The 25,870-nt window shown below is 62.2% G+C and carries 28 protein-coding genes and 1 pseudogene; 16 read left to right on the forward strand and 13 right to left on the reverse strand.

The annotated features are described in order from the left end of the window. Positions 1–139: 139 nt before the first annotated feature. Together ACWGTO_RS22200 and ACWGTO_RS22205 are read left to right on the forward strand one after the other, a co-directional pair. Positions 140–691, forward strand: coding sequence for a methyltransferase family protein (locus ACWGTO_RS22200; RefSeq protein ID WP_454576941.1), 552 nt, complete (start codon positions 140–142; stop codon positions 689–691). Between the two features lie 38 nt (positions 692–729). Next, complete coding sequence (locus ACWGTO_RS22205) at positions 730–1,125, forward strand: (R)-mandelonitrile lyase (protein WP_454576942.1); 396 nt, start codon at positions 730–732, stop codon at positions 1,123–1,125. A gap of 123 nt (positions 1,126–1,248) precedes the next feature. On the opposite strand, the gene ACWGTO_RS22210 is transcribed toward ACWGTO_RS22205, so the two are convergent. Both ACWGTO_RS22210 and ACWGTO_RS22215 read right to left on the reverse strand, forming a co-directional pair. Then, entirely contained in the window at positions 1,249–2,451 is a 1,203-nt protein-coding gene (locus tag ACWGTO_RS22210; RefSeq protein ID WP_454576943.1) for a pyridoxal phosphate-dependent aminotransferase, read from the reverse strand. 101 nt (positions 2,452–2,552) lie between these two features. Next, the gene (locus ACWGTO_RS22215) at positions 2,553–2,699 is read right to left on the reverse strand and encodes a hypothetical protein (RefSeq protein WP_454576944.1); all 147 of its coding nucleotides are present in this window, start codon (positions 2,697–2,699) and stop codon (positions 2,553–2,555) included. A 29-nt stretch (positions 2,700–2,728) separates the two neighbouring features. On the opposite strand from ACWGTO_RS22215, the gene ACWGTO_RS22220 reads away from it, so the two are divergent. Both ACWGTO_RS22220 and ACWGTO_RS22225 read left to right on the forward strand, forming a co-directional pair. After that, complete coding sequence (locus ACWGTO_RS22220; RefSeq protein WP_454576945.1) at positions 2,729–3,622, forward strand: EAL domain-containing protein; 894 nt, start codon at positions 2,729–2,731, stop codon at positions 3,620–3,622. Then, on the forward strand, positions 3,619–4,479 hold the full coding sequence (locus tag ACWGTO_RS22225) for an EAL domain-containing protein (RefSeq protein ID WP_454576946.1): 861 nt from the start codon (positions 3,619–3,621) through the stop codon (positions 4,477–4,479). The genes ACWGTO_RS22220 and ACWGTO_RS22225 overlap by 4 nt, the downstream gene beginning before the upstream one ends. Positions 4,480–4,722: 243 nt before the next feature. Here the strand turns inward: ACWGTO_RS22225 and ACWGTO_RS22230 are convergent, their stop codons facing one another. Further along, positions 4,723–4,935, reverse strand: a complete 213-nt coding sequence (locus tag ACWGTO_RS22230) for a cold-shock protein (RefSeq protein WP_015316174.1) — start codon at positions 4,933–4,935, stop codon at positions 4,723–4,725. A gap of 298 nt (positions 4,936–5,233) precedes the next feature. Here ACWGTO_RS22230 and ACWGTO_RS22235 point away from each other — a divergent pair, with 298 nt between their 5' ends. Next, positions 5,234–5,560 (forward strand): hypothetical protein, encoded by a 327-nt coding sequence (locus ACWGTO_RS22235; RefSeq protein ID WP_454577017.1) that lies wholly within the window; start codon positions 5,234–5,236, stop codon positions 5,558–5,560. A 117-nt stretch (positions 5,561–5,677) separates the two neighbouring features. On the opposite strand, the gene ACWGTO_RS22240 is transcribed toward ACWGTO_RS22235, so the two are convergent. Continuing rightward, positions 5,678–6,247, reverse strand: a complete 570-nt coding sequence (locus tag ACWGTO_RS22240) for a methylated-DNA--[protein]-cysteine S-methyltransferase (protein WP_454576947.1) — start codon at positions 6,245–6,247, stop codon at positions 5,678–5,680. Between the two features lie 178 nt (positions 6,248–6,425). On the opposite strand from ACWGTO_RS22240, the gene ACWGTO_RS22245 reads away from it, so the two are divergent. Then, positions 6,426–7,361, forward strand: a complete 936-nt coding sequence (locus ACWGTO_RS22245; RefSeq protein ID WP_454576948.1) for a transglycosylase SLT domain-containing protein — start codon at positions 6,426–6,428, stop codon at positions 7,359–7,361. Positions 7,362–7,366: 5 nt separating this feature from the next. Next, positions 7,367–7,855, forward strand: a complete 489-nt coding sequence (locus tag ACWGTO_RS22250; RefSeq protein WP_454576949.1) for a GNAT family N-acetyltransferase — start codon at positions 7,367–7,369, stop codon at positions 7,853–7,855. A gap of 200 nt (positions 7,856–8,055) precedes the next feature. Here the strand turns inward: ACWGTO_RS22250 and ACWGTO_RS22255 are convergent, their stop codons facing one another. Next, positions 8,056–8,400 carry a hypothetical protein gene (locus tag ACWGTO_RS22255; RefSeq protein ID WP_454576950.1) on the reverse strand — a complete coding sequence of 115 codons (345 nt, stop codon included), beginning with the start codon at positions 8,398–8,400 and terminating at the stop codon, positions 8,056–8,058. A gap of 161 nt (positions 8,401–8,561) precedes the next feature. On the opposite strand from ACWGTO_RS22255, the gene ACWGTO_RS22260 reads away from it, so the two are divergent. From ACWGTO_RS22260 to ACWGTO_RS22280, 5 genes are all read left to right on the forward strand, one after another. Then, positions 8,562–9,305, forward strand: coding sequence for a DUF899 family protein (locus ACWGTO_RS22260; RefSeq protein ID WP_454576951.1), 744 nt, complete (start codon positions 8,562–8,564; stop codon positions 9,303–9,305). A 198-nt stretch (positions 9,306–9,503) separates the two neighbouring features. Continuing rightward, positions 9,504–10,457, forward strand: a complete 954-nt coding sequence (locus ACWGTO_RS22265) for a YihY/virulence factor BrkB family protein (RefSeq protein ID WP_454576952.1) — start codon at positions 9,504–9,506, stop codon at positions 10,455–10,457. A gap of 126 nt (positions 10,458–10,583) precedes the next feature. Further along, positions 10,584–11,129: a DUF4142 domain-containing protein gene (locus ACWGTO_RS22270; RefSeq protein ID WP_454576953.1), complete on the forward strand. Its 546-nt coding sequence runs from the start codon at positions 10,584–10,586 to the stop codon at positions 11,127–11,129. 144 nt (positions 11,130–11,273) lie between these two features. After that, the gene (locus tag ACWGTO_RS22275) at positions 11,274–11,738 is read left to right on the forward strand and encodes a cupin domain-containing protein (protein ID WP_454576954.1); all 465 of its coding nucleotides are present in this window, start codon (positions 11,274–11,276) and stop codon (positions 11,736–11,738) included. A gap of 320 nt (positions 11,739–12,058) precedes the next feature. Beyond that, on the forward strand, positions 12,059–12,451 hold the full coding sequence (locus ACWGTO_RS22280) for a RidA family protein (protein ID WP_454576955.1): 393 nt from the start codon (positions 12,059–12,061) through the stop codon (positions 12,449–12,451). A gap of 188 nt (positions 12,452–12,639) precedes the next feature. On the opposite strand, the gene ACWGTO_RS22285 is transcribed toward ACWGTO_RS22280, so the two are convergent. The 5 genes from ACWGTO_RS22285 to ACWGTO_RS22305 all read right to left on the reverse strand — a co-directional run bounded on the left by ACWGTO_RS22285 (position 12,640) and on the right by ACWGTO_RS22305 (position 20,492). Beyond that, the gene (locus tag ACWGTO_RS22285; RefSeq protein ID WP_454576956.1) at positions 12,640–13,155 is read right to left on the reverse strand and encodes a hypothetical protein; all 516 of its coding nucleotides are present in this window, start codon (positions 13,153–13,155) and stop codon (positions 12,640–12,642) included. Next, positions 13,142–14,539, reverse strand: a complete 1,398-nt coding sequence (locus ACWGTO_RS22290) for an HD domain-containing protein (RefSeq protein WP_454576957.1) — start codon at positions 14,537–14,539, stop codon at positions 13,142–13,144. The genes ACWGTO_RS22285 and ACWGTO_RS22290 overlap by 14 nt, the downstream gene beginning before the upstream one ends. A 232-nt stretch (positions 14,540–14,771) precedes the next feature. Further along, the gene (carB, locus tag ACWGTO_RS22295) at positions 14,772–18,275 is read right to left on the reverse strand and encodes a carbamoyl-phosphate synthase large subunit (RefSeq protein ID WP_454576958.1); all 3,504 of its coding nucleotides are present in this window, start codon (positions 18,273–18,275) and stop codon (positions 14,772–14,774) included. Positions 18,276–18,638: 363 nt separating this feature from the next. After that, on the reverse strand, positions 18,639–19,538 hold the full coding sequence (locus ACWGTO_RS22300) for an SH3 domain-containing protein (protein ID WP_454576959.1): 900 nt from the start codon (positions 19,536–19,538) through the stop codon (positions 18,639–18,641). Between the two features lie 183 nt (positions 19,539–19,721). Next, complete coding sequence (locus tag ACWGTO_RS22305) at positions 19,722–20,492, reverse strand: metallophosphoesterase family protein (protein ID WP_454576960.1); 771 nt, start codon at positions 20,490–20,492, stop codon at positions 19,722–19,724. Positions 20,493–20,695: 203 nt separating this feature from the next. On the opposite strand from ACWGTO_RS22305, the gene ACWGTO_RS22310 reads away from it, so the two are divergent. Continuing rightward, positions 20,696–21,166 (forward strand): nucleoside deaminase, encoded by a 471-nt coding sequence (locus ACWGTO_RS22310; protein ID WP_454576961.1) that lies wholly within the window; start codon positions 20,696–20,698, stop codon positions 21,164–21,166. Between the two features lie 103 nt (positions 21,167–21,269). Here the strand turns inward: ACWGTO_RS22310 and ACWGTO_RS22315 are convergent. Beyond that, a pseudogene (locus tag ACWGTO_RS22315) lies at positions 21,270–21,389 on the reverse strand (IS5/IS1182 family transposase); the annotation flags it as partial. Between the two features lie 202 nt (positions 21,390–21,591). Between ACWGTO_RS22315 and ACWGTO_RS22320 the strand changes: the two are divergent. Further along, a complete protein-coding gene (locus ACWGTO_RS22320) occupies positions 21,592–22,194 on the forward strand; it encodes a methyltransferase family protein (RefSeq protein WP_454576962.1) in 603 nt (200 codons plus the stop codon). A gap of 227 nt (positions 22,195–22,421) precedes the next feature. Here the strand turns inward: ACWGTO_RS22320 and ACWGTO_RS22325 are convergent, their stop codons facing one another. Next, positions 22,422–22,778, reverse strand: coding sequence for an ArsR/SmtB family transcription factor (locus tag ACWGTO_RS22325; RefSeq protein WP_454576963.1), 357 nt, complete (start codon positions 22,776–22,778; stop codon positions 22,422–22,424). 207 nt (positions 22,779–22,985) lie between these two features. Between ACWGTO_RS22325 and ACWGTO_RS22330 the strand changes: the two genes are divergently transcribed. Then, positions 22,986–24,164, forward strand: coding sequence for an MFS transporter (locus ACWGTO_RS22330; protein ID WP_454576964.1), 1,179 nt, complete (start codon positions 22,986–22,988; stop codon positions 24,162–24,164). Between the two features lie 112 nt (positions 24,165–24,276). Here the strand turns inward: ACWGTO_RS22330 and ACWGTO_RS22335 are convergent, their stop codons facing one another. Next, positions 24,277–24,741 carry a MarR family winged helix-turn-helix transcriptional regulator gene (locus tag ACWGTO_RS22335; protein ID WP_454576965.1) on the reverse strand — a complete coding sequence of 155 codons (465 nt, stop codon included), beginning with the start codon at positions 24,739–24,741 and terminating at the stop codon, positions 24,277–24,279. Between the two features lie 176 nt (positions 24,742–24,917). Here ACWGTO_RS22335 and ACWGTO_RS22340 point away from each other — a divergent pair, with 176 nt between their 5' ends. Continuing rightward, a complete protein-coding gene (locus ACWGTO_RS22340) occupies positions 24,918–25,712 on the forward strand; it encodes an SDR family NAD(P)-dependent oxidoreductase (RefSeq protein ID WP_454576966.1) in 795 nt (264 codons plus the stop codon). Positions 25,713–25,870 lie beyond the last annotated feature (158 nt).

Raw genomic sequence — 25,870 nt, forward strand, 5'->3', positions numbered from 1 at the left:
GACCTTCAGATTTGCCTGAAGGCCAACATCGCATGGGGGGATCTATATGTTCTTTAAACATGTGGTTAAGAAAGGATTGCTAGAAATCGACCGCCGGCTTGACTGCCGGGTCCAGGGCAACCACCGCGGAATCTCGACAATGGAACCAGTCCTCGATCTTCTTGTCTCGATCTGCAGCATCGCGACGCTTGGCCAGTACGTCTGGTCGATGCGGGCGCATTTCCATTTGCCGGCCATGTCCACAGGGGCGATGGTGATATCGGCGGCTGTGATCGCCACGGCGCTGTTCTTTCTGGCCATACTGTGGATCCAATCGCAGCCGGTTTCGGCAAAGCTCACCGGGCTCGCCGTCGAACTGGCAAGCTCTGCCCTGTTCTGGTGGGCGATTGCCACGTCGCGCAAGGCGCGGCTGCGCTTCGCCTTCGCGCCCAACGATCCGCACAGCCTGCTGACCGACGGCCCCTACGGCTATGTCCGCCACCCGTTCTATACGTCCTACATCATCTTCTGGATCGGATGGGGGATCGCGACCTGGTCGATCTGGGCGGTGGTGCCGGTCGCCGGAATTGTCATCATCTATGTGTTTGCGGCGCTCGGCGAAGAGAAGAAGTTTTCGCGCACGCCGCTGGCCGGCGACTATCAGGCCTATCGCGGTCGCGCAGGTCTGTTCTGGCCGCGGCTGGGGTGGTAGGCAGCAGGGGCAAGGTTTGCCGGATTGAGGATCGCCAGATGAAGATCATTGCCTGCGGCAGCGTGCCGACCATCATCGCCCCCGACAAATATTTCACCGGCCGCGTGTTGCAGACGCCGATCATCGAGAAGGAAGCGCCGGCGCGGCTGCGCGCCACGCTGGTCAGCTTCGAGCCCGGCGCGCGCACCCACTGGCACACGCATCCGCTCGGCCAGACACTCTATGTCACTGCCGGCGCCGGACTTGCGCAGACATGGGGCGGGCCGATCCAGGAGATCAGGGCCGGCGACACCATCTCGTTCGAGCCCGGTGAGAAGCACTGGCACGGTGCAGGTCCGAAAACGACGATGACCCATGTCGCCATGCAGGAGGCGCTGGACGGCGTCCATGCCGACTGGATGGAAGCGGTAACCCCTGAACAATATGGCGGCTGAACGCATGGCCGGCGAAACCGGCATGCACGAACTCTTCGCCGACGCCCATGCCCGAGCAGGAGGCATGAGGCGCCAACAGAAAACCCGGCGGCGACGCCGGGTTTTCTGTGAGCACGGACAGGATCAGGTCAGCGATGCGGTGAAGCGCTGGATGCGCGTGCAGGCTTCCTCCAGCAGCGTCTCCGACGTCGCGTAGGAGATGCGGAAGTTGGGGCCGAGGCCGAAGGCCGAGCCGAACACCACCGCGACACCCTCGGCCTCAAGCAGTTCCGAGCAAAAAGCCTCGTCGGTGTCGATGACCTTGCCGGCCTTGGTCTTCTTGCCGATCAGCTGGGCGCAGGACGGATAGACATAGAAAGCGCCTTCCGGCGAGGGGCAGGTGATGCCGCGCGCCTGGTTGAGCATCGACACGACGAGGTCGCGCCTCCCTTGAAAGATCGCCTTGTTCCTGGCGACGAAATCCTGCGGGCCATTGAGCGCCTCGACGGAAGCCCATTGCGCGATGGTGCAGGCGCCGGACGTCTGCTGGCCCTGGATCATGTCCATCGCCTTGATCAACTGCACGGGACCCGCCGCATAGCCGATGCGCCAGCCGGTCATGGCATAGGCTTTCGACACGCCGTTCATGGTCAGCGTGCGCTCGTAAAGCGTCGGCTCGACCTCGACGATGGTCTTGAAGACGAAGTCGCCATAGGTCAGGTGCTCGTACATGTCGTCGGTCAGCGTCCAGACATGCGGGTGCTTCAAGAGCACATCGGCCAGCGCGCGCAGTTCCGCTTCCGTATAGGCGGCGCCCGACGGGTTCGACGGCGAGTTCATCAGCAGCCATTTGGTCTTCGGCGTGATCGCCTTCTCCAGCACTGCGGGAGTCAATTTGAAACCATTCTCGATCGAGGTGTCGGCAAACACCGAGGTGCCGCCGCAGATCGCCACCATTTCGGGATAGCTGACCCAGTAGGGGCGAGGGATGATGACCTCGTCGCCGGGGTTCAACGTCGCCATGAAAGCGTTGAACAGGATCTGCTTGCCGCCAGTGCCGACAATGGTCTGCTCGGGCTTGTAGTCGAGATTGTTCTCGCGCTTGAATTTTTTGGCGATCGCCTCGCGCAGCGGCACGATGCCCGAAACCGGCGGGTATTTGGTCTCGCCACGGCGGATCGCCTCGATCGCCGCATTCTTGATGTTGTCGGGCGTATCGAAATCCGGTTCGCCGGCGCCGAGGCCGATAATGTCACGGCCGGCATTTTTCAGCTCGCGGGCTTTCTGCGTCACCGCGATGGTAGCGGAAGGCTTCACGCGGGAAAGAGCGTCGGCAAGAAAGGCCATGACCAGATGTCTCCAGAGGGGTCGACGCAGCGGGAACAGCTGCGGCGCTTCTCATGTCGCATCAACCCGCCAAGTGCAAGCATTGTCGGATGAGCCAGGGGTCAAGGACCTGTGAAGATCGGCTTTTGGAACACTGCGTATTCCGGGCTTCGTCCGCGCTTGGGACCTTGCAATCCATGCGGCGTATCCGCGGCAAGAATAAATTCATCAACGGCCGCTAAAACCTTTGACGGCAGGATCGCCAGCAATTTCGCCTGTCTCGCGGAGCGAGGGACCCTTGTCGCGCAGCATCGGGCTTGCCCACATCATCCATAACGATGACGGCACCTCGTCAGGTGTCTGGGGTATCTATACGCTGCAAAGCGCCTTCCAGCCGATCTTCGCCTTCAAAGAGGGGAAATTGTCGATGGTGGCGTTCGAGGGGCTGATCCGGCCGTTCCGCGACGGCGAGCCGCAATCGCCGATGAATTTCTTCTCGACCTGTCCGGCTGGCGAGCGCCTGCATATCGAGGCGCTGACGCGCACGCTGCATTTGCTCAACGCCGGCGCCTGCCTGCCGCAAGAGGCCTCGATCTTCATCAATTTCGACCCGTCGGTGTTCACCGAGCGCTCCATCGTCGACAACGCGCTGCGCGACATGCGGCTGGTGCTGTACGAGGCCGGGATCGATCCGCGCCGCATCGTGTGCGAGGTGACCGAGCAGAAGTCGGCGTCGCAGGAAACGCTTTACAGCTTCGTCGAGGCGCTGCGGGCCAATGGCTTCCGCATTGCCGTCGACGACTATGGCGCCGATGAATCCGACATCCACCGCATCAAGGAACTCAAGCCGGATATCGTCAAATTCGATGCGCACTGGATCACGCAGCTGATGGAGTCCGGCGCCGGCTTTGCCTTGTTGACCACCATGGTGACGAACTTCGAACAGCAAGGCATCCGCACCGTTTTCGAGGGTATCGAGGAGGGTTGGCAGCTTGAACTGGCCGAGAAATCGGGCGCCTCGATGGTGCAGGGTTTCGTGCTGGCAAAGCCGGAACTGGCGCCGACCAGTTTTCGCGTTTTCGGCAAGGATGCGCAGCTACCTGTTGCGGCGACCGAGCCAGTCAAGGCACCTGCCGGCAAAACCGCTTCAGCGCGGCCGGGCAGGGTGTTCGGGCGCAGGACCGGGCCATGACCGGGCAGCGCGAGCGGCGGCGCGATGTCGGCGATGCGATCTTCGCCGACGAGGTCGGCATCGAATACGGCGTCTATGGCGCGTTTCGGCTGAAGACCGCCTACCAGCCGATCTTTGCGCCACGCGGCGGCGCACTCGCCGCGGTCGCGGTAGAGGCGCTGATCGAACCGCACCGCGCGGCCATGCCGGTTGCGCCGGCCGTGTTCTTCGACAGCGTCGCGGCGGGCGACCGCCTGTTTGTCGAGACGATGTGCCGGATGCTGCATCTGAGGAACTTCCGCAACATCGGCGTCGACGGGCTCGACCTGTTCTTCAACTACAACCCGATGATCAACGACCATCTCGGGCGGGCGCTGGCCGAGATCCGGCTGATGACCCGGCATCTCGGCGATCTCGACTTGCAAGCCGGCATGCTGGTCTGCGAAATCACCGAGCAGGCCGCCGACGATCATGTGCTGGCTCCGCTGGTGCGCGAGATGCGGCGCGACGGCGTTCGCATCGCCATCGACGATTTCGGTACTGGCCATTCGACCGCGGAGCGGATGAACCTGCTCCAACCGGATATCGTCAAGATCGACGGCGGCTGGTTCGCTGAATTCTGCCGCCACACTGCCGCCGAGCGCTTCTTCCGGCCGCTCGTCTCGTCGCTGCACGATCGCGGCGCCAAGGTGCTGGTCGAAGGCATCGAGCAACCCGTGCACCTGCGCGTCGCGCTGGATGGCGGTGCCGACCTGCTGCAGGGGTTTCATCTCGGCCGACCAGCGCTCGCCGGTACGCTCTTCAACCAGCAGCCGCTGTCGATCGAAGCGCTGCTGGGCGCTGACAACAAGGTTGTGCCGTTGCATCTGCGGCGCTGATGTTCGTCCTTCTCCCCGTTCAACGGGGAGAAGGAGGCTGAACCCAGACAAACAAAAAGGCGGGATAAATCCCGCCTTCCCATTTTCGGTAGCCTGATCGGAGTTTTTAAGTCCGGGCTGGCAGCTATCTGCTGATCCAGCTTGTCGGGTCTTTCCACTCCAACGCGCTTCTCGCGCGACTGTCAGTACATCCGTGACTTGCCGCGCGCCCCGAACTCTCGTCCGGCGCGCGCTATCGCAAAATCAGGCTGCCTTGCTCAGAGAACCAGCGGACGACTTGCCTGTGCGGCGGTCCTGCTCGATCTCGAAGTTGATCTTCTGGCCTTCGACCAGGGTCGACAGTCCAGCGCGCTCGACAGCGGAGATGTGGACGAAAACGTCCGCGCCGCCCGAATCAGGCTGAATGAAGCCGAAGCCCTTGGTGGCGTTGAACCACTTGACCGTACCAGTTGCCATATGAATAGTCCTCGCATTTGCTTTGGTTTGACCGAACCAAGGTTCAGCCGGTGTGTATCGAGATTTTGGAGATAGACGTCAGCAAACGCGAAGATCGCGAGGCCCGGATCGATCGGCCGAAATATCAATGGACCTGATATAGGCAGGTTTTGCACCAAAAACAAGACGGCTCGAAAAAAGGCGCGACCATGGCGCCGCCCAAAGGCCGCCCCAATCGCATGAAAGCGTTGAGCAATCGGGAAGATCGGAGCGCCCCACGGCGTTAGTCCGGTTTTGGGAGGCAAGCATGAAAACCGTCGTGAAAACCATTCTGCTGGCTGTCTGCATGACGCTGGTGGCCGCCGAAGCGCAGGCGATTTCGCGCTACGATCCCACCCGTATGAGCTGCGACAGGGTGCAGGGCACGATCGCCCGCCAGGGCGCTGTGATCCTGCGCTACCAGTCGAAACGTGTGCCGGGGCTGCCACTCTTCGACCGCTATGTGCAGAGCCAGCAGTTCTGCAACATCGGCGAGGTCAGGAAACGCGCCTACGTGCCGAGCGCCGACGCGGATTCCTGCCCGGTCTATTTGTGCAAGCGGATCGAGAACGATCATTTCCACCGGCGCTTCCTGCGCCGGCATTAAAGCGCGTCGCGCTTTAGACCTTTGTTTTGATGCACGTCTGTTTTGATGCATGTCGTTCTCCCAAAACCGCCGCACACTTTTGGACGACATGCATCAGATCGCGTCGGGTTCTGAATCTCAGAACCCGAACGAGACCTGCGCCGGCGGCGGCGGGCCGACGCGCACGCCTTCCATGGCCAGCATCTTTTCCTTGGTGGCCGAGCCGCCGGGCGCGGAGAAGCCGCCGATCTTGCCGCCCGCGGCCAGGATGCGGTGGCACGGGATGACCAGTGGTACCGGGTTGGCGCCAAGCGCGGCGCCTGTTTCGCGCGGCAGGCCGGGCTGGCCGGCGCGCTTTGCCAGTTCGCCATAGGTGGTTGTTTCGCCATAGCCGAGCTTTCGCGCCGCGTCGTAGATGGCGAGGCGGAAGTCGTCGACGCCGTCCAAATCGACCGGCACACCGGAGAAATCGACGTCCTCGCCTGAGGCATAGGCCTTGATCGAGGCGATCAGCTCGACGACCCATTGCGGCTGGTCGGTATTGCCTGAAACTCCGGCATGCCGCATCAGCCGGCGCTCTACCGCCTCACGGCTCTTTTCGGGCAGGCAGAGCCGGATCAGGCCCCTTTCGCTCCAGGCGATGCCCATGAAGCCGATCACTGTTTCTAACACTGCGTGACCGGCTGTGATCGAAGATGTCGTTTCCATGATGCACTCCTTTCCGCAAAGTGGCGAAAACCGGCATACCGACCGGTACATATGCAGAACAATATGGCATCTGGACCTCCCTCTCGCCACCCGAAAACCACCAGATGGCCCCGATTGCTCACCAGGAATCGCTGGTGTAAGGACTTCTTAACAACCCGACACACCGGACCCGCGCGGCTTGCCAGCAAAATTAAACCTTATTGCGATCTGCGTGATCGTCGGTGCCGCTGCACTCAGCGGCTGCCAATCGACTTCGCAGATGAAGGCTACGCCTGCGCTGACGGAAACCGCGACCGCCGTGGGCAGCGATGCCGGCTTCACCGTGCCGCTGCCCGACGCGGTTTCGGTGCTGCCGCAATCCTCGGGCATAGCGCCCGTCCAGGCAGCCGAAGTGACACCTGCTACACCAGCGCTCGATGCCGCCGCGCAGCCTGCTGCCGCGACCGCGGCCTTTGCCGGCGCGACGCCCGCGGCGTCGGCCATGCCTGCGGTGATGGCCGCCAGCGCCTGGCAGGCGCCTGCGCCCGCCAAGGCGGGACAGTCCGTCACGGCTGAGACATATACGACCGCCGGTCTTGTCATGCCGGCAACCGCCAAGGGCGGCGAGAAAACCTTGCCCGGCGTGCAGCAGGTGGCCTATGTCGGGCCGCAGAATCCGGCTGCCCTGGTGCAGTTCCCTGCCGCCCCGCTCAGCCCCGCGCCAGCAGAAGAGCGTGCAACCGGCATGCGCGGTGACATCGACCAGCTGATCCAGAAATACGCCGCCCTCTACGAGGTGCCGGTCGATCTGGTGCGCCATGTCGTCAACCGCGAAAGCACCTACAACCCCAAGGCCTACAATAACGGCCATTGGGGGCTGATGCAGATCAAGCACGCGACGGCGCGCGGCATGGGCTATGACGGCCCGGCCAAGGGCCTGTTCGATGCCGAGACCAATCTGAAATACGCGGTCAAATATCTGCGCGGCGCCTGGCTGTGTGCCGACGGCAACGCCAGGAAGGCCGATTGGCTCTACCAGTCCGGCTACTATTTCGATGCCAAGCGCAAAGGCCTGCTCGAGGCGACCGGCCTCGGTGTCGACCGCAAGCGGCGCCGGCTGCAGCCCGACGCCTGAGCGCAATGCCTGAACCGCGCCCGCCGGCTCCAAACGACATCCGGCTGCGCAAGATCCTCGACGAGACAATCGTTGCACCGCATTGGCCGGACGGCTTTGCCATGCGCTGCTTCGAACATGGCGACGCGCAGCCCCTGCATGCGCTTTTGGCCGAGGTGTTCGACGACGGCACCGACGGACCGTTCGACGAATGGTGGCCGCGTATCTCAGGCGATGCCGAATTCGACCCGGCGCTGTGTTTCCTGGTCATCGACGCCAAGGGACGGCTGGCGGCGGCGGCGCTGTGCTGGACGAGGGCCTTCGTCAAGGACCTCGCCGTTCACCCCGAGGCGCGCGGCAAAGGCATTGGCGAGGCGCTGATGTGGCAGGCTTTCAATGCCTTTCGCGATCGAGGCGCGCCTCATGTCGACCTCAAGACCAACACGGTCGAGAACGCCGCCGCGCTCAGGCTCTATGAGCGGCTGGGCATGATCCAGGTCCCTTGGGAAGGCTGAAGCGGCTGTTGAAATCCTTCGATTTGTGAACTGCTTCACATTGGCCGCTGCAACCGGATGCTACCTACCATCCATGCCTTTCGACCGATGGCGGATCGACGACTGGCTGATGTGGAGAGGCTGCACCGGCATGTGTTCAGCCACTCCTTGGCGGGTCCCAGGCGGGGGTTTGGGGCCCGCCAGTCGTTTCCGACTGGCCTTCAGATATCGGGAGCGTTGCCGATCGTCCTTTTGAGATCGAGCGCCCAGGCGCGGCCCTCGTCGCCGCCCCACAATAGCCAGGCGATATAGCCGGCCGACGGATTGTCTTCATTGCCGTAATTCCTGCCGCGCTTGTCGACTTCGTGGCGGGCGAAATAGCTGACCATGCGGCGGATGGTGGAGGGCGCCAGCTTTTCGCGGTTCTTGAGTTCCGTGGCGCGGGCAACGCCGATCTCGGTGCCGCCGCGGCCGAATTCTCTACGCAGCCGCAGCCCCTTGGCGGCGTTGTCGGCCACCACTTGCGGGCAACGCAGGTCGATCTCTTCTGTGCTTTGCTCGCCCATGTGTGCTCCCCTGATCCCCAGAGATTTAGCTGACGGGAAGAATACGGCAAAGGCGGGCTCATTTCCCGGATCAAAAATGTCGGAGCTGGTCGGGCTGGCTCGTCCTTGGGTCGTAAAGCAATCCGAGCCGGGACGCCGGCGCAACGGCCAAGGAGACGATCATGATCAGCTTCCCCAACGAATCCGCGAAGTATCGCACTGCCCGCGAAAAACTCCTGCAGAAGGAAATCGAGTTGCGCCGCGCCATGGAGGCCGTGGCGGTTGCCCGCCGCGCTTTGCCGCCAGGTGGGCTGGTGCCGCAGGATTATGTCTTCGACGGGCTGGACGCGGAGGGCAGGCCGGCGCGGATAAAACTGTCGGAACTGTTTGCGCCGGGCAAGGATTCGCTGATCCTCTACCAGATGATGTTTCCGCGCCACCCGCAGGAGACGCGCGACGTGGCAACCAGCGGCGGCACGGCAAAGCTCGCGCGGCCCGACCAGCCGTGCCCGTCCTGCACCGCGCTGCTCGACCAGTTCGACGGCGCGGTCGGCCACCTGGAAGCGGCCGGCTTCAACTTCGCCGTCGTGGCCAAGACGGCACTCGAAAATCTGGTCACGCTCGGCCGGGATCGCGGCTGGCGCAACATGCTGCTGGTGTCGGCGGCCAGCAACAGCTTCAAGCGTGACTATAATGCCGAGACGGCCGACGGCGCGCAGATTCCGCTGCTTTCGGTGTTTCACAAGGATGGTGACGGCATCAGGCATTTCTGGTCGTCGGAGCTGGACTTCGCGCCGACCGACCCGGGACAGGACCCGCGCTCCATCGGCACCTGCGAGATCCTGTGGAACCTGATGGATTTCACCCCGGAAGGCCGGCCGAACTGGCACGAGCAGCTGCAGTATGGCGAGGCGTGCTGTCATTGAGGGTGGCGCGCTCTTGCTGGCCCTTCGCACGACTTCAGTGTCCTTGATCTGCGCTTCGCGTCGCTGGTGAAGCTCTCGCTCAAGTCGGCCGGAACATCGGAACATCCGCTGCATTGATAGGAGACGGTTTGCGACCCCATTCACGGATTCGAAGTGCGACCCACACTTAACAATGTATGGGACTTGGTGCGAGAAAGCGTGGTTGGCTTTGTCAACGACAATGCCCTTAGTCATGGCGCGGCGATGGCCTTTTACGCCGCCACGTCGCTGGCCCCGGTTCTGATCATTGTCGTCGCGATAGTTGGCATCGCATTTGGTCATGACGCAGCACAGGTGGCTTTGTCTGCTCAGATATCGGGGCTGATGGGCGCAGAAAGCGCGGCGCTCCTTCAGACAGCGCTCGAAGGGGCATCCAGCAAATCATCGGGGACCCTGGCGGCCATTATCGGCGTGGCGACTTTGCTCGTCACCGCCTCCGCGGTGTTTGGCGAGATGCAGCAGGCTCTGAACGCAATATGGAAGGTTGAAGCGAAGGGGAGTTCGCTGTCGCGTCTCTTGCGCGCGCGTGCGGCAAGTCTCGGCCTAGTCGCCGCCCTCGGCTTTATGTTGCTGGTATCTTTGGTGGCGAGCGCGGCGATCTCTGCTCTGGGCAACATGATCAGCGCTCATTTGCCGTTCGGCGAATTTGTTCTGAGCGCGATCAACACCCTGATTTCCTTTTCCCTGATCTCCGTGATGTTTGCCGCGATCTACAAGGTCCTGCCGGACCGTGCCCTGGAATGGCGGGATGTCGGGATCGGTGCTGTCGTGACCGCCGCTCTGTTCACATTGGGGAAGTCGCTTATCGGTTGGTATATCGGCACAAGTGCGATCGCATCATCGTATGGTGCGGCCGGAGGGCTGCTCGTCATACTGCTCTGGGTCTATTATTCATCAGAAATCTTTCTGCTCGGTGCAGAGTTGACCCGCGCCTATTCCGTTCGACATGGAAGCAGGTCCGACCTAGACGAGTTGGTTCAAGATGCTCCCGCTTCAGAAAACCTTGTTTCAATGCGTCGAAAGCCCAGCTCTTCGGGCGCCGTTGCGTTGTTGGCGGTGGCGTGCGTGAGCGCAACGATGACAGTCTTTCTGCTGGGGCCTCGTCGCCCGTAGGGAGAGATCACGCTGCAGTCGTAAGCCTGCTTCCCTTTCTTCCCGCGCGAGGAGAAGGGACGCGGCTGGCAACCTCACCGCATCTGCTGCGTTGGGTCTGCGAGGACACTTTCATGGAGCGTTTCGATGAAACCGCATCTCGCCATTGCCATGCTGGCCCTTCTGGCCGGAACGCCTTCAGCCTTTGCCCAGCAGGCGGTCGGCACCTTGCCGGCGCTGTCGGAGAACAAGGTCGACACCGCCACCTTCACCAAAACACTTGTAAGCGCCAACCGCTTCGAGATCGAAAGCAGCAAGATGGCCGAGAAGAAGGGCGTCGCGGCCGATGTGGCCGATTTCGCCGCGCTGATGGTGAAGGACCACACAAAGGCCGGCCAGGATTTCGAGGCGGCGCTGGAAAGGAGCCAGACCACGGCATCCATCAAGCCCGAAGGCCCGCCGCTGCTGCCGAAAGACCAGGCAATGCTCGACCAGCTCAAGGCGCTGGATGGCGAGGCCTTCCAGGCCAAGTACATCACCTTGCAGACCGAGGCGCACAAGCAGGCCGTGGCGATGTTTTCCACCTACGCCCGGTCCGGCGACGACCCGGCTCTGAAGGAGTTCGCCAAGAAGACGCTGGAGGTGCTGAACATGCACGAGATGCATCTCAGGGATGTGGCTGCGGTGCATTAGGGATTCGACAGTCAGGACAGAGGGGGGCGCCGTAGGGTGCCAAGTCCGATATCGCTCGCCCCTGGCAAACCCCACACCCAAACCTGGCCCTGTGCCTCCACCGGCCATGAACTACAATGCCGGCATCACCCTCGGGAGCACCCCATGCCCAAGATCGACATAGCATCCGTGCCCGTCCGCAAAGGCTCCGGCTACCCCGCGCCCTTCGACGCCCCTTGCGCTGACCGAATGCGCCGCCGCCTCGGGGATGCCGGCGGGCTTACCGATTTCGGCGTCAACCTGATGACCTTGCCTCCCGGCGGCTGGTCGAGCCAGCGCCATTGGCACAGCCATGAAGACGAGCTTGTCTATGTGCTGGAAGGCGAACTGTTGCTGGTCGAGGATGGCGGCGAGACGCTGCTCAAAGCTGGCGACTGCGCGACCTTCGCCAAGAACAGCGGCAACGGCCACCACATGGTCAACCGCTCGTCGGTGACGGCGCGCTATCTCGAAGTCGGCTCGCGCAATCCCGACGATGTCATCACCTGCTCCGACATCGACATGATGAGCCCGAGTTCGGACGGGCGGTTCTTGCACAAGGACGGCACGCCTTATCCGGGGCAGGGGTAGGGCAATCGCGCACGCCGGCGCCAGCCCCCGCTCCGTCCCGGCTTCGCCGGGCCACCTCTCCCCCGCTTCACGGGGGCGAGGAACCCAAGCTTCTCAAGGTCCGCGGCGTAGGCAAGTTGGGCATTTCCTCGCCCCCATGAAATGGGGGAGAGGTGGCCGCGAAGCGGACGGAGAGGGGGCTGGCGCCGCCACATGCATTGCCCATAGTGCAGAGGGTGGGCGGCTTTCCGGCGCTCACTGAGAGATCCGGACGACAATGCCGGGCGCTGGCGTTCAGCCTGGAGCGAGATAAGCTCGCCGCAAACCCACGGAGGATCGCCATGACCAAGGAAATCGTCGAAGTGCCGGTGTTGTCGGCGGCGGTGCGTGCGCTGGGCGTGCCGCTGTCTCTGGTGACCAAGGGCGCCGGGCTGGTCTTCGTCTCCGGCACGCCGCCGCTCGATCTCACGACCGGCCGACGGGTCAAAGGCGACATCGAGGTCCAGACCGAGGCGTCGCTGAAAGCGCTGAAACATTGCCTGGAAGCAGCCGGCACCTCGCTGGAAAACGTGGTGATGGTGCGCATCTACGCTGCCAATGCCGGCTTCTACAGCGCCATCAACCGGGTCTATGCCCGGTATTTCCCTGAAAACCCGCCGTCGCGAACCTTCGTGCCGGTGGCGTCATGGCCGATGGAGTTTGATATCGAGATTGAGTGTGTGGCGGTGGGGTGAGGTTTTCTCGACCGATGCTCAAGCACGCTGCGAAACGCCGCGGGAGGCGGGCAACCTTCGCTATGGCAGCAATGATCACTGCAGATCGATCGGTTTCAGTGCAGCGGTGCCGCAACTTGATATCCCAAATTCGTATGGTTCTTGGGACTTAGTATCCACGCCAACGGGTCTGTAAGTGCCTATCTGAGTTACGCAATATTCGGCCAGGGAGTCGGAGCTTCGATTTGCCTGAACTGGTGGTACAATTCTCTTGCAGCCAGCAGATGGTTCGGATTTGCTTTTTCTGGCTTACGTCGCTCTGTCTCTTCCCATGGGTCAGCGATTCCTTCCTTTGATAGAAAGAGAGCTGTAGCTGCCAACTCCAGTGCTATCGCATCCGCGTGAGCTGCTAGTCTAGCCAGGCTGACACGTGCCTGCGGAACGCCTACTGGAACATCTTGGTTAACTTGAAAAATTGAATAACTACCGCCCCAGCCAGCCGTCTGCTCGGTCTCGTTGATCATCCCAAGTAATTTTGCTTCTCTAGCCGCTGAAGCTAAATCATCACTAAAAGGCCCATAGTGCTTGTAGGAAAACCTAAACGCGTCGTCTAACCCGGATGCTGTCAAGACATAAGCAATCTTTTGCAGGCGCGTGCGGCCGACCACTCGACCTCCAGCGTCTCGAACGATCTCCTGTGCTCGTTGAGCTTCAGCGCGCGACATTCTGTATCTCCTCGTTCACGATTTTGATGACGATATCTTTCGCATCGACATCGTCTTCATCCATGTAAACTCTATATAGCTTGAATGTCTTTAATGCTGCGACAGCACTTGAGCGCTCTGCCAAGTCCACAAGCTCCCCGCCGGAAGTTCGAATATTAATTCTATCCAAGGGGCCTTTCGATTGACCTACTGGCTTATATGGCGATCGCTTCTCATCATCGAACAATAACCTTGGCCGAAGCTGGCTATTTACCTTCGACCATTCGGTCAATTTCTCATTTATCGCGGCGCAGCATTTATCGATCTTTTCAATGACTTCGTCTCCGCCACCGCCTTTAGGGTCAATGGAATGAGTGACCTCGTTCCGCACGTCACAGCATTTGTAAAGCTGTCGGTCTCGGAGGCGCCTTGAGAACTCAGATACGAGTTCATCAGTTGCCTCCGACAGCAGCGACAGAGCGCCCCAAACCACAGAATCATCCAAGTTGAGCGCAGCTGGAATGCTCTCAGGATGTCGGGCAAATTCAACAATTGGATGATTCTTGGGGAGGCCGGTTAACTTAACGTTTCCGCTTCGTACAAGGTCTACAACTCTCACAAGAAGCTCTGTAAAAATCTTCTCCGCGCCGCGTGTCGTTTTATGAAAATAAACAGTGGGATATAGTTGAAATAGACCAAGTATAAATTGCTCTGCCGCGTAGATGGCTTTAGGCCCCAAAACGAACGTCTCTATTTCGCCAAGCTTTGTGTCATCAACACCAAACGGGACAGAGCCGATTTCCAAATTTGCCAGGAGCCATGGAAAATCAATCGCAGAATGCTGTGTGCCCGTCATAAGGCGATCACGGCGCATATAATCTAAACGATCTGCGTCAAACTGGCTCGAAACGACAGCATGATGCACCGTCTTGACGCCATCCTTCTTTAAGATGTTTGCCACATCATCAGCAAATCCGCTTCCAAGTTCGTTTAATTTTTCAGAAACCTCACTATCGCGAACAAGTAGGTCGCTCATATTTTCGTGATCTGACAGCTTTAAATTCAGTCGCTTCCCAACTTTTTCGAAAGCATGACTGAAAGGGCCATGTCCAAGGTCATGAACCAAGGCGGCAGCCAGTGCCCTTTGCTGTTTAGATTCCTGCTCTAGCTTCGAAGACTTGATGATCTCCATCAGTTGTCGTGCGGTATGGAAAACTCCAAGACTATGAGCAAACCTGGAGTGGCAGGCGCCCGGATAGACCAAGTCAGAGAACCCAAGTTGCTTAACCCTGCGAAGGCGCTGGAATGGCCTAGTTTGGATGACACTCCATAGCGTTCTTTCCAATTCTGAATTCGAGAACGGCACTAAATCGTGCAGAGGATCTCGAACCCGTTGATAGGACATTTAGACACGTTCCGTTGAAGTGTTCTTACTTTGTTCTCATAATTCTGTCAACCTTACATGTGACCGATTCGGTTAAGAAAGCACGTTTGAAGGGCTGGCATGTCGCGGAAATGTTGTGAATTGGCGTCGCAAGGGTGAAATTACCAAAACCTAAGTGCACGCCTTTGGTGCGCGAGCCGCCTGCACTGGAGCCATGGTTCAGGCGGGCTACAAGCCGTTAGGTACTAACTCCTCACGCAAAATACTCCTGCAGCGGCCTCACCTCGAGGCTCCCCGCCTTCAGCGCGGCAATCGCCTCGGCCACGGCAGCCGCACCCGACAGCGTCGTGTAGTACGGCACCTTCTGCATCAGCGTTGCCCTGCGCAGCGATTTCGAATCCGACACCGCCTTCTGGCCGTCCGTGGTGTTGAAGACGATCTGGACCTGGCGGTTGCGGATGGCGTCTTCGATGTGGGGGCGGCCTTCCAGCACCTTGTTGATCTTCTCGGCAACCACGCCGTTTTCGGCGAGGAAGCGCTGCGTGCCTGAGGTCGCCAGCACTTTGAAGCCCTGGCCGGCGAGGCGCTTGACTGCCGGCAATATGCCTTTCTTGTCTTCGTCGCGCACCGAGACGAACAGGGTGCCGGAACGGGGCAGGTCGACGCCGGCGCCCAGCTGGCTCTTGGCGAAGGCGAGCGCGAAATCGCGGTCGAGGCCCATGACCTCGCCGGTCGAGCGCATTTCCGGGCCGAGTAGAATGTCGACGCCGGGGAAGCGGGCGAAGGGGAAGACGGCTTCCTTGACCGCGATGTGGCCGGGGTTGCGCGGGTCGGGCATGGCGCCATAATGGGCGAAGGCGTCTTCCAGCTTTTCGCCGGCCATCATGCGGGCGGCGATTTTCGCGATCGGACGCCCGATGGTCTTGGCGACGAAGGGCACGGTGCGCGACGCACGCGGGTTGACCTCCAGCACATAGACCGTGCCGTCCTTGATCGCATACTGCACGTTCATCAGGCCGCCGACATTGAGCGCGCGGGCAAGTGCGGCCGTCTGGCGCTCCAGCTCGTCGACGAGGTCGGACGGAAGTGCGTGCACCGGTAGCGAGCAGGCCGAGTCGCCCGAATGGATGCCGGCTTCCTCGATGTGTTCGAGAATGCCTGAGACGAAGGTCGCCGTGCCGTCGCAGAGGCAGTCGACATCGACCTCGATGGCGCCGGAGAGATAGGTGTCGAACAGCAGCGGGTTCTTGCCGAGCAGCGTGTTGATCTGGCCGGTCTTGTCGTTGGGGTATTTCTGCTTGATGTCCTCCGGCACCAGGCCGGGCACGGTGTCGAGCAGATAGGTCTGCAGCATGCCTTCGTCATGGATGATCTGCATGGCGCGGCCGCCGAGCACATAGGACGGGCGCACGACCAGCGGGAAGCCGAGCTCACCGGCGACGAGGCGTGCCTGCTCGACGGAGTAGGCGATGCCGTTCTTCGGCTGGGTCAGGTTCAGCTTGTGCAAGAGCTTCTGGAAGCGGTCGCGGTCTTCGGCGAGATCGATCATGTCGGGTGACGTCCCCAGGATCGGGATGCCGGCCTTCTCCAGCGCATCTGCGAGCTTCAGCGGCGTCTGGCCGCCGAACTGGACGATGACGCCGACCAGTTCTCCGCTCGCCTGCTCGGCGCGCAGGATCTCCAGCACGTCTTCCGCCGTCAGCGGCTCGAAATAGAGCCGATCGGAGGTGTCGTAGTCGGTCGAAACCGTCTCCGGGTTGCAGTTGATCATGATCGCTTCATAGCCAGCGTCGCGCAGCGCAAAGGCGGCATGGCAGCAGCAATAGTCGAACTCGATGCCCTGGCCGATGCGGTTCGGACCGCCGCCGAGGATGACGACCTTCTTGCGCGACGAGACCTGCGCCTCGTTGGCGAGCGCACCGGCGAAGGGCACTTCGTAGGTCGAGTACATGTAGGCGGTGGGCGAGGCGAACTCGGCGGCGCAGGTATCGATGCGCTTATAAACCGGATGAACGTCGAGCTTTTCGCGAGTCTTCTGAATCACTTCGGCGTCGGTCTTCGTCAGCGACGCGAGGCGGGCGTCGGAGAAGCCCATCGCCTTCAGCATGCGCAGATTGACGGCGTCCTGCGGCAGGCCGTGCTCGCGGATGCGGGCTTCCATGGCGAGAATGCCGGCGATCTGTTCGAGGAACCACGGGTCGATCTTGCACATGGCGTGCACGTCTTCCAGCGAGGTGCCCATGCGGATCGCCTGCGCCACCATGCGCAGCCGGTCGGGCGTCGGCGTGCCCAAAGCGGCGCGAATGGCGTTGCGGTCGTCGACGTGGCTGGCGGGCGCAGTGCCATGACCAAGGCCGGGGATTTCGATCTCGTCGAGACCGGTGAGGCCGGTCTCGAGACCGCGCAAAGCCTTCTGCAAAGACTCCTGAAAAGTGCGGCCGATGGCCATCACCTCGCCGACCGACTTCATGGCGGTGGTCAGCACCGGCTCGGCGCCGGGGAATTTTTCGAAGGCAAAGCGCGGGATCTTGGTGACGACGTAGTCGATGCTCGGCTCGAACGAGGCGGGCGTGGCGCCGCCGGTGATGTCGTTCTCCAGCTCGTCCAGCGTGTAGCCGACGGCCAGTTTCGCGGCGATCTTGGCGATGGGGAAGCCGGTCGCCTTGGAGGCGAGAGCGGAAGAGCGCGAGACGCGCGGGTTCATCTCGATCACCACCAGCCGGCCGTCGGCCGGGTTGACGGCGAACTGCACATTCGAGCCGCCGGTCTCGACGCCGATCTCGCGCAGCACCGCGATCGAGGCGTTGCGCATCATCTGGTATTCCTTGTCGGTCAAGGTCAGCGCCGGGGCGACGGTGATCGAGTCGCCCGTGTGCACGCCCATCGGGTCGATGTTCTCGATCGAGCAGACGATGATGCAGTTGTCCGCTCTGTCGCGGACGACCTCCATCTCATATTCCTTCCAGCCGAGCACGCTTTCCTCGATCAGCACTTCGGTGGTCGGCGAGGCATCGAGGCCGGACTGGACGATGTCGTAGAATTCGGCGCGGTTGTAGGCGATGCCGCCGCCGGTGCCGCCCATGGTGAAGGAGGGGCGGATGATGGCGGGCAGGCCGACATGGTCGAGCGCCTGGGCGGCGATCGCCATGCCGTGGCTGATGTAGCGCTGCTTGCGGTCGCCTTCGCCGAGGTTCCAGCGGGTTTCCAGCGCATCGAGCGCTGCGTCGAGATCGGCAGGCTTCTCTGCCTTGAGTGCGGCGCGCTCGGCCTCATGCATCTTGCGGTCGGTGTTCTTGACGTCGGTGGCGTTGGCCAGCATCGACTTCGGCGTTTCAAGGCCGATCTTCTTCATCGCCTCGCGAAACAAAGCGCGGTCCTCGGCCTTGTCGATTGCCGTGGCGTCGGCGCCGATCATCTCGACATTGTAGCGGTCGAGCACGCCCATGCGGCGCAGCGACAAAGCGGTGTTGAGCGCGGTCTGGCCACCCATGGTCGGCAACAGCGCGTCGGGCCGCTCCTTGGCGATGATCTTGGCGACGACCTCCGGGGTGATGGGCTCGATATAGGTGGCGTCGGCCAGTTCCGGGTCGGTCATGATGGTGGCCGGATTGGAATTGACCAGGATGACGCGGAAACCCTCTTCCTTCAGCGCCTTGCAGGCCTGTGTGCCGGAATAGTCGAACTCGCAGGCCTGGCCGATGACGATGGGGCCGGCCCCGATGATCAGGATCGACTTGATGTCGGTGCGTCTTGGCATCGTTGTGAGTTCCGTTCGGCGAGCGGCTTGCACGAAAAACCGGGACGGGAAGACCCGGCCGGTTGTGCTTGCGATTCTGGTATCAGGCTAGGAGGGCCTTATAGGGAAGAGTTTTGGGAGATGTAACCCCGAAAATGCGGGATCGTGGGGCTCTCAGCAACAAGCGCCTCATTCCGTCGCGCCCCCCTCTGTCCTGCCGGACATCTCTCCCGCAAGGAGGGAGATTAGATGTGACTTCGGCTTTCGCCAATTTCCAACGTTGAAAAAGAAGAGCCGGCGTCGACGCTGCCAATCTCCCCGCTTGCGGGGGAGATGTCCGGCAGGACAGAGGGGGTGCTGTCCCGCCGGCGTTCGAGGCTCAAGCTAACCTCCGGTCGCCACGGCGTCGATAATCTCGAAGCGTTCTGAGGCGCCGATGCGGATCATGTTCAAGCTGCCCTCGCGGGTGAAGCGGAATTCGTCGGGAGAGTCCGAGCCGACAGGCAGGCCGCCGTGAAAGCTGATGATGCGCGTTCCGCCATCCGGCCAGGTCACGGTCACCGCGCTGTCGCCGCCGGTATGGGCGACGTTTATCTGGCACTGCATCATCGGCTGGCCGACATAGCGGGCGCAGGGGATATCGGCGGTGGTGCCAGGGGCAGGCGCGGCTTCCGCAGTTGCGACGGCCGCCGGGTTGGAATCCTGCGCCGGCGCTCCTGCCGCTGGGGCCAGGGCTGCGGGAACCTCGCCCGTCGGCGAGTTTTCATTGGCGGCGAAGGCGAGGCCGTAGGCATCCTGCATGGCGGTCCTGCCGATCTCGGCGGCAGACTTCGGCGCGCCTGGATCCGTGCCGCCGAGACGCTGCGTCAGGTCCTGCGCAGGTACAGGTGCAGGCGGTGGGGGAGGCGTCGTGGCGTCCGGGCCAGCATCGGTGGCCGTGGCGACTGTGGACGCATCGGCAGGCTGGTCGGATTCGGGCACTGTCGCCGGATTGACCGGCACCAGATAGCGCGCCGGCGCCCAGCCGGTGACGCTGGGATTGTCTGAAACAACCTTGCACCAGGGATGTCCGTCAATGTCGTTGCAGCCGAGGTTGCGCACGCTGGCACCTGCAGCGACCCGCGCCTCGGTCTTGCCCATCGGCGAGGGCTCGGCGCGGATGTTGAGCAGATCGTCGGGGGCAAGTCCCGTAACGATGGAGATGAAGGGCGTATCTTCCGCGTGGGCCGGGACAACGGCTAGCCATGCCGCCATCAGCAGCGGAGCGGCAATCAGCGCATGCAAACTTGTTCGGAGCGTAACGATGCGCCTCATCATTGGCCGTGCACTGATACTCTGTACCTTTGCCGCGGCATGTTCAGCCGCATGCGGAGGCGGTTTTATAAGGGACGATGCGCCGCCATGTAAGTCCGAAAATGCGTCCGATCTTTGGTGCCGGGAGGGCGGAGGCAGGCACGGCTGGGCGGTTCAAGCGGAGCCTTGCGAAGAGGGTTTCCGCATGAAGCCGGTTCTGAGCGCATGCGCCCATTCCGGCCGGCCCGCCTGTTCTGCCTGAATGGCCGCCGCTTCGTGGTCGTAGTCGACGGCGATGGTCTCGAAACGGTCGGGTCCTTCGTCATCCAGGGTGACGATGCCGTACCGCGCATGCGGGCTGCCTTGCTCCGAAACATGCGCCGGCGGCGTGTCATCGTCATAGGCGGGGCAGCCGACGCTGCCGGGGTTGAAGAGAACGGGGCCGCCGGGGATGCGGATCAGCTCCGCGCGATGGCTGTGTCCGCACAGCACGACGCGGCAGTCGAGCCCCTTCAGCCGCCGCTGAATGGCTGCAAGCGGCGCGCGCACCAGTTGGCCATCGACGATCGCATCAAGCAGATATTTCTCGTCATGATCGGGCCGGGCGTGGAAGGCGACCACGCCGGGAATGATCTCCAGCGTGAAGGGCAGGGCGAGCAGGGCCTCACGCTGCACCGATGTCAGCCGTTCCTGCGCGTAGCGGTCGGAGGCCCACATCGTGTCGTCGGCGGGATCTACGGCGACGCGGCGGTCATGGTTGCCGCGCACGGTCGGCAGGTCGAGTGCTTCCAGCCGCTCGAACGTCTCGCGCGGCCACAGCGGGCCGGAGACGCAATCGCCGAGATTGATGGTGAGATCGGCACCGCCGCGCCGCTTGAGATCGGCGAGCACGGCTTCCAGCGCCAGCACATTGCCATGGATGTCGGCGAGAACGGCAATGCGCATACGGCGGGCTCCTTGGTGCAGCCCGGTGGGGCTTGCCCCTCTTCGTTATCAAGCTCCTGCCTCCATTATCAAGCCCTTGAGATCGTTCGCGACAGCCGGGAGCCGTTGGCTATCGCCGAAGCGCTCCGTCTGCTAGCGTCGACGCCGTCCAGAGTTGGTCTGGGGGGAATATCCGCTCAAGACAGCCTCGGAGGGACCAGGCGATGACCCGCGACCAGATGGTTGCCCACCTCCGCGCCGCCAATGATGTCGCGCGCGAGACTGCCGCGCACGGGCATCATCCTTTCGGCTGTGTACTCGTCGGTCCCGACGATCGCATCCTGATGCGGCAAGGCAACATCAACACCGTGCGCCACGCCGAGACCGAACTGTCCCGGCGTGCCGCGGACGCCTATCCGCCGGAATTCCTGTGGTCCTGCACGCTCGTCACAACCGGCGAGCCCTGTGCGATGTGCACAGGAACGCTCTACTGGGCCAATATCGGCCGGCTGGTCTATGGCTACGAGGAGACCAAGCTTCTCGCGCTGACTGGCGACCATGCCGAGAATCCGACGATGAGCCTGTCGTCGCGCACGGTGCTCGGCTCCGGGCAGAAGCCGGTCGAGGTCCACGGTCCCTTCCCCGAGATGGACGAGGAGCTTCTCGCCCCGCATATCGGTTTTTGGCAGCGCTAGATCGACGGAGTTTTACTTTGGAGCCGGCTAGAGCTTTTCACCGTTTCACGGAAACGGCAAAACGCGCTCTATCTCTTTGATTTAACGCAATTCCCTAGGGAATAACGAAGACAATACCACTGATGATCCGGCGGTCGTCCACTCGCGGAATACCGTTCGACAATGGAAAGTATGGCTTAATGCGGCGCATCTGCGTCTCAGGCAACAGCATCAAATTACTCATGGCAGCGCCTCCTTGCGCAACCATTGAATCAATCCGTCGATGACGCCGCAAGTGGCAAATGCCAGCTTCCCTGTTGGCCCAAGCCAGACATCGGGGTAAACTGGACGCCGTACTTCGCTTCTCCTTTGAGGTGCTAAGGTAGCGGATGCCCGTCTCGGCTTACTTCAAGGCAGGTTTGTTTGTAGTCGCCGCGGCTGCCGCATTGTTCGCAGCGGCCGGCACGATCGCTGTCCCAGGCTTTTGGGCCTATCTCGCAATCTTCGCTGTCGTCATGATCGTTTCGTTCGCGGCGCTCGATCCGGACCTCCTGCGCGAACGCATGCGGCCGGGTGGCAAGAAGCCGCCGCTCTCGCTGAGGGTCTTCTCGCTCGTTCTGTTCATGCACTGGATCGTTGCCGGGCTTGACCGTGGCCGATTCCATTGGAGCGACAACGTGCCCGATTGGCTTCAGGGCGTTTGCCTGTTCACGGTCGCGGCCGGCTACGCCCTGGCACTATGGGCTATGCGTGTGAACCGTTTTTTCTCCTCAGTCATCCGCATCCAGGCCGACCGCGGCCAGCACGTCGTCAGCACGGGGCCTTATGCCTTCGTCCGCCACCCTGGCTACGCCGCTGGATTTCTGATCATAGCGGCGAGCGGACCCGCGCTCGGATCGTGGCTTGCGGCTGCGCTTGTTGTGCTCTTCAGCCTGCCGTTTCTGGCCTACCGCACCATCACGGAGGACCGAATTCTTCGCGCGGAGCTTGCGGGCTATTCGGATTACGCAGCGCGGGTCCGATGGCGGCTTCTCCCGGGTATTTGGTGAGGCCAAACCTCCCTAGGAAGCGGAAGCGTGCTTCGAAGGTCGTCGCGGCCTGCCAATGCAGCAAATTTTTGCCGTGGTCCCTTGGGCTCACGTTTTGGTTCCGATTTCTGAAGTTGGCGCTTTTGAGACCTTGGTCCAAAGCTCACAATGGCGGGAAGTTGCCGTTCGTGGCCTATTCCGAAAGCGATGACTCTTGGCAGTTGATGCCAGATTAATAGGTCCTGACCCTAGGCCGGCACTTCGATGTCGTGGCCACCGACCGCGGGAAGGGCAGGATCGTCTCCGGCCGCGGCGATGACGCTGTCGAGCAGGCCGGGGAAGCGGGCGTCGAGATCGGCGCGGCGCAGTGTAATCATCCGGTTGGTGCCGACCACTTCGGCGCGGGTGACGCCGGCTTCGCGCAGTTTGGCAAGGTGATAGCTAAGATTGGTCTTCGAGCCGAAGTTGAGGAACTGGCTGCAGTTCAGCGCCACGCCTTCCTTGCTGGCGAGATAGCGCACGATGGCGAGCCTGGTCGGGTCGCCAAGCACGGCGAGCACGATCGGCAGGCTGATCTGGTCTGTATTGGGATGCGGCAAGGTCATGGCCCGAAACTAAGCACAGTCAGTGGCGATTTCAACGCGTCCATCCTTTGTGAGGCATGCACAGTGTTTCTCCGTTTCGCGACCAGGCTCACCGGCTGTCCTGACACAGGGCTGTCAGCAGGCTTCAGCTATTTTCACCTGGCTTCATTGACATCATGCCCTGTTATGTCCAATTGTTCAATAACTTTTGAACTAAGGGACCTCCTAATGGACAAGCGCCTCTTCTGGCTTGCGCTCGGATCGTTCACGATCTCGACCGAAGGCTTCGTCATTTCCAGCCTGCTGCCTGACATTGCCGGCGACGCCGGCATTTCTATCCCACTCGCCGGCACGCTGATCACCGCCTTCGCGCTCGCCTATGCGATCGGCACGCCGATCCTGGCGACGCTGACCGGCGAATGGGACCGGCGCCGGGTCATCCTGTGGACGCTGGCCTTCTTCGTCATTGGTAATGTTGCTGCCGCGGTCAGCTCGTCCTTCGAACTGCTTCTGATTGCCCGCATCATCATGGCGCTGTCGTCCGGCCTGTTTGCTGCAACCGCGCAAGGCACGGCGGTGGCGCTGGTCGATGACCATCACCGGGCCCGCGCCATTGCTGTCGTCGTCGGCGGCACCACGGTGGCGGTTGCGCTCGGCGCGCCGCTCGGCGCGCTGGTCGCTGCCTTTGCCGGCTGGCGCGGCACGTTCTTTGCCATCGCCGGGCTCGGCGCGCTGGTCGGCGCCATCCTGTGGTACCGGCTGCCGCGCGGCATTGTCGGCACCAGGCTGCCGCTCAGGCGGCGGCTGGCCGCAGCGCTGCGCCCCGGCGTCATGCCGATACTTTTGACCACGGCGCTGGTCCTGATCGGCGCCTTCTCCGTGTTTTCCTATATCGCACCGCTGGCCATCCAGAGTGGTGGGCTGAGCCCGCTGGCGCTGCCCGGCATGCTGCTCGCCTTCGGCGTCGGCGCCGTCATCGGCAACATCGCCGGCGGCCAGGCGGCCGATCGGTTCGGCGCGACGCGCACCGTCGGTTGGTCGCTGGCGCTGAGCGCGGCCATGCTGGTCATGCTCTCGGTCGTCCCGACCTTCCTGCCGCAGCATCTCGCCGGGCCGGTGCTGATGGCCATGATGGTGCCGTGGGGCATGGTCGGCTGGGCATTCCCGCCGGCACAGGCCAGTCGCATCATCAAGCTGGCGCCCGACGCCGCCCCGATCGTGCTGTCGCTCAACGCCTCGGCGCTTTACCTCGGCGTGGCGCTGGGTGCAGTGGTCGGCGGTGCCGTGCTGCGCTACGGCGTGCCGGCCGATCTCGGCCTGGTCGCCGCAGTCTTCCCGCTGATCGGGCTTGGCGTGGTGCTGGCCGGCCGCTGGGCCGGCCGGGAGGTCGCCGTGCCGGCGGAGTAGACTTACTGGTTTGACGCAATTCCCAAGGGAAAGCGCTGCGCGCTTTTCCCGAGCAAACCGCTGCACACTTTTCCTGGAATTGCTCTTCCAGATCTGATTGCCGGCCGCTCTTTCAGCTTGAAGGGGTGGCCGGCGGCGTTTCGTAATCCAGTGCGGCGACTTCATCCAGCACGGCGCGCAGGTCGGCCGCCCGTTGCTCGCCGACCATGTCCTCGAAGCGCTGCTGGGCAATGCTCCACAATTTCGTCGCCTCCTCGAGCTTGGCGAGGCCTTGGCTTGTCAGCCGCACCCGCTTGATGCGACGATCGTCCTTGTCGGCGAAGGTTTCGACATAGCCGTCACGGATCAATGGCTTCAGCGTGTGGCCGAGCGCCGACAGATCCATGACCATCTCTTCTGCAATCGTACCCATCGCCGGCTCGCTGCCGATATGGATCTGGTACAGCAAGCCGAATTGTGTGCCCTTCAGGCCCGAAGGCGCGATCACATCGTCATAGAAGCGGCTGAGCTTGCGCGCGGCGCGCCGCAGCGTGGCGTTGTTGCAAGGGCTGAATCCCGGCATCGCAGTCTTGTTCATCACCACTCCTCGCCGGCAAATGCGCCTGCCGGCCTGCCGCAGAAATAGTTTCTGCCGCCACCGTTGACAAGATAGTGGCATATACCTACTTCCTGATAGTGGCATATGCCACCAATTGGAAATCAGGCGGCGAGGGACATCCAGTCTCGCCGGAAAGCTAAAAAAGGAACACGACAATGAGTGGACAGGACAACAAGGGAACCGCAGTCATCACCGGCGCATCGGCAGGCATCGGCGCAGTCTATGCCGACCGGCTGGCAGGGCAGGGCTATGATCTGGTGCTGGTTGCGCGGCGCGCCGACCGGCTCGAGGAACTGGCTGAAAAGCTGCGTTATGCCTATAAGCGCAAAGTCAGCGTGATATCAGCCGATCTCGCCGACGACGATGATGTGCGCCGCGTAGAGCAGGCGATAGCAGCCGACGATGGCGTCACGTTGCTGGTCAACAATGCCGGCATCGGCGGCCAGGCCGTGGTGGCCACCGCCGACGCCGACGAGGCCGAGCGCATGATCAAGGTCAACGTCATCGCCTTGACCCGCCTGACCCGAGCCGTGCTGCCGGGGCTTTTGGCGCGCAACCGCGGCGCCATCGTCAACATCGCCTCCGTGCTCGCCTATGAGACCTCTTTCGGCGGCATCTACAGCGGCACCAAGGCCTATGTCGTCAACTTCACCGAGGGGCTGCACCGCGAGGTCGCCGGCACCAATGTGAAGGTGCAGGCGGTGCTGCCGGGCGCGACCCGCACCGATTTCTGGGAGCTTGCCGGCAGTGACATCGACCAGCTGCCGAAGGAAATCATCATGAGCGCCGACGATATGGTCGATGCCGCGCTTGTCGGTCTCGCAAGGGGCGAAGCCGTCACCGTGCCGGCGCTCGCCGATGCGGGCAAGCTCGACACCTTCCTCGGCGCAAGGCAGGCCTTCTACGGCAGCCTGCACGCCGACAAGCCGGCCGCCCGCTACGCGGCTTGAGCTGACAGAACCTGGGTTCCTCGCCCCCGCAAAGCGGGGGAGAGGTGGCCGCGAAGCGGACGGAGAGGGGGCCTTCCTAGGGCGAATGCCTAATGGAGTCTGGTCACCGTCGTCGCGTCAGTCCCCTCTCCGTCTCGGCTTCGCCGAGCCACCTCTCC

It is taken from the genome of Mesorhizobium sp. PL10, from assembly GCF_053714315.1.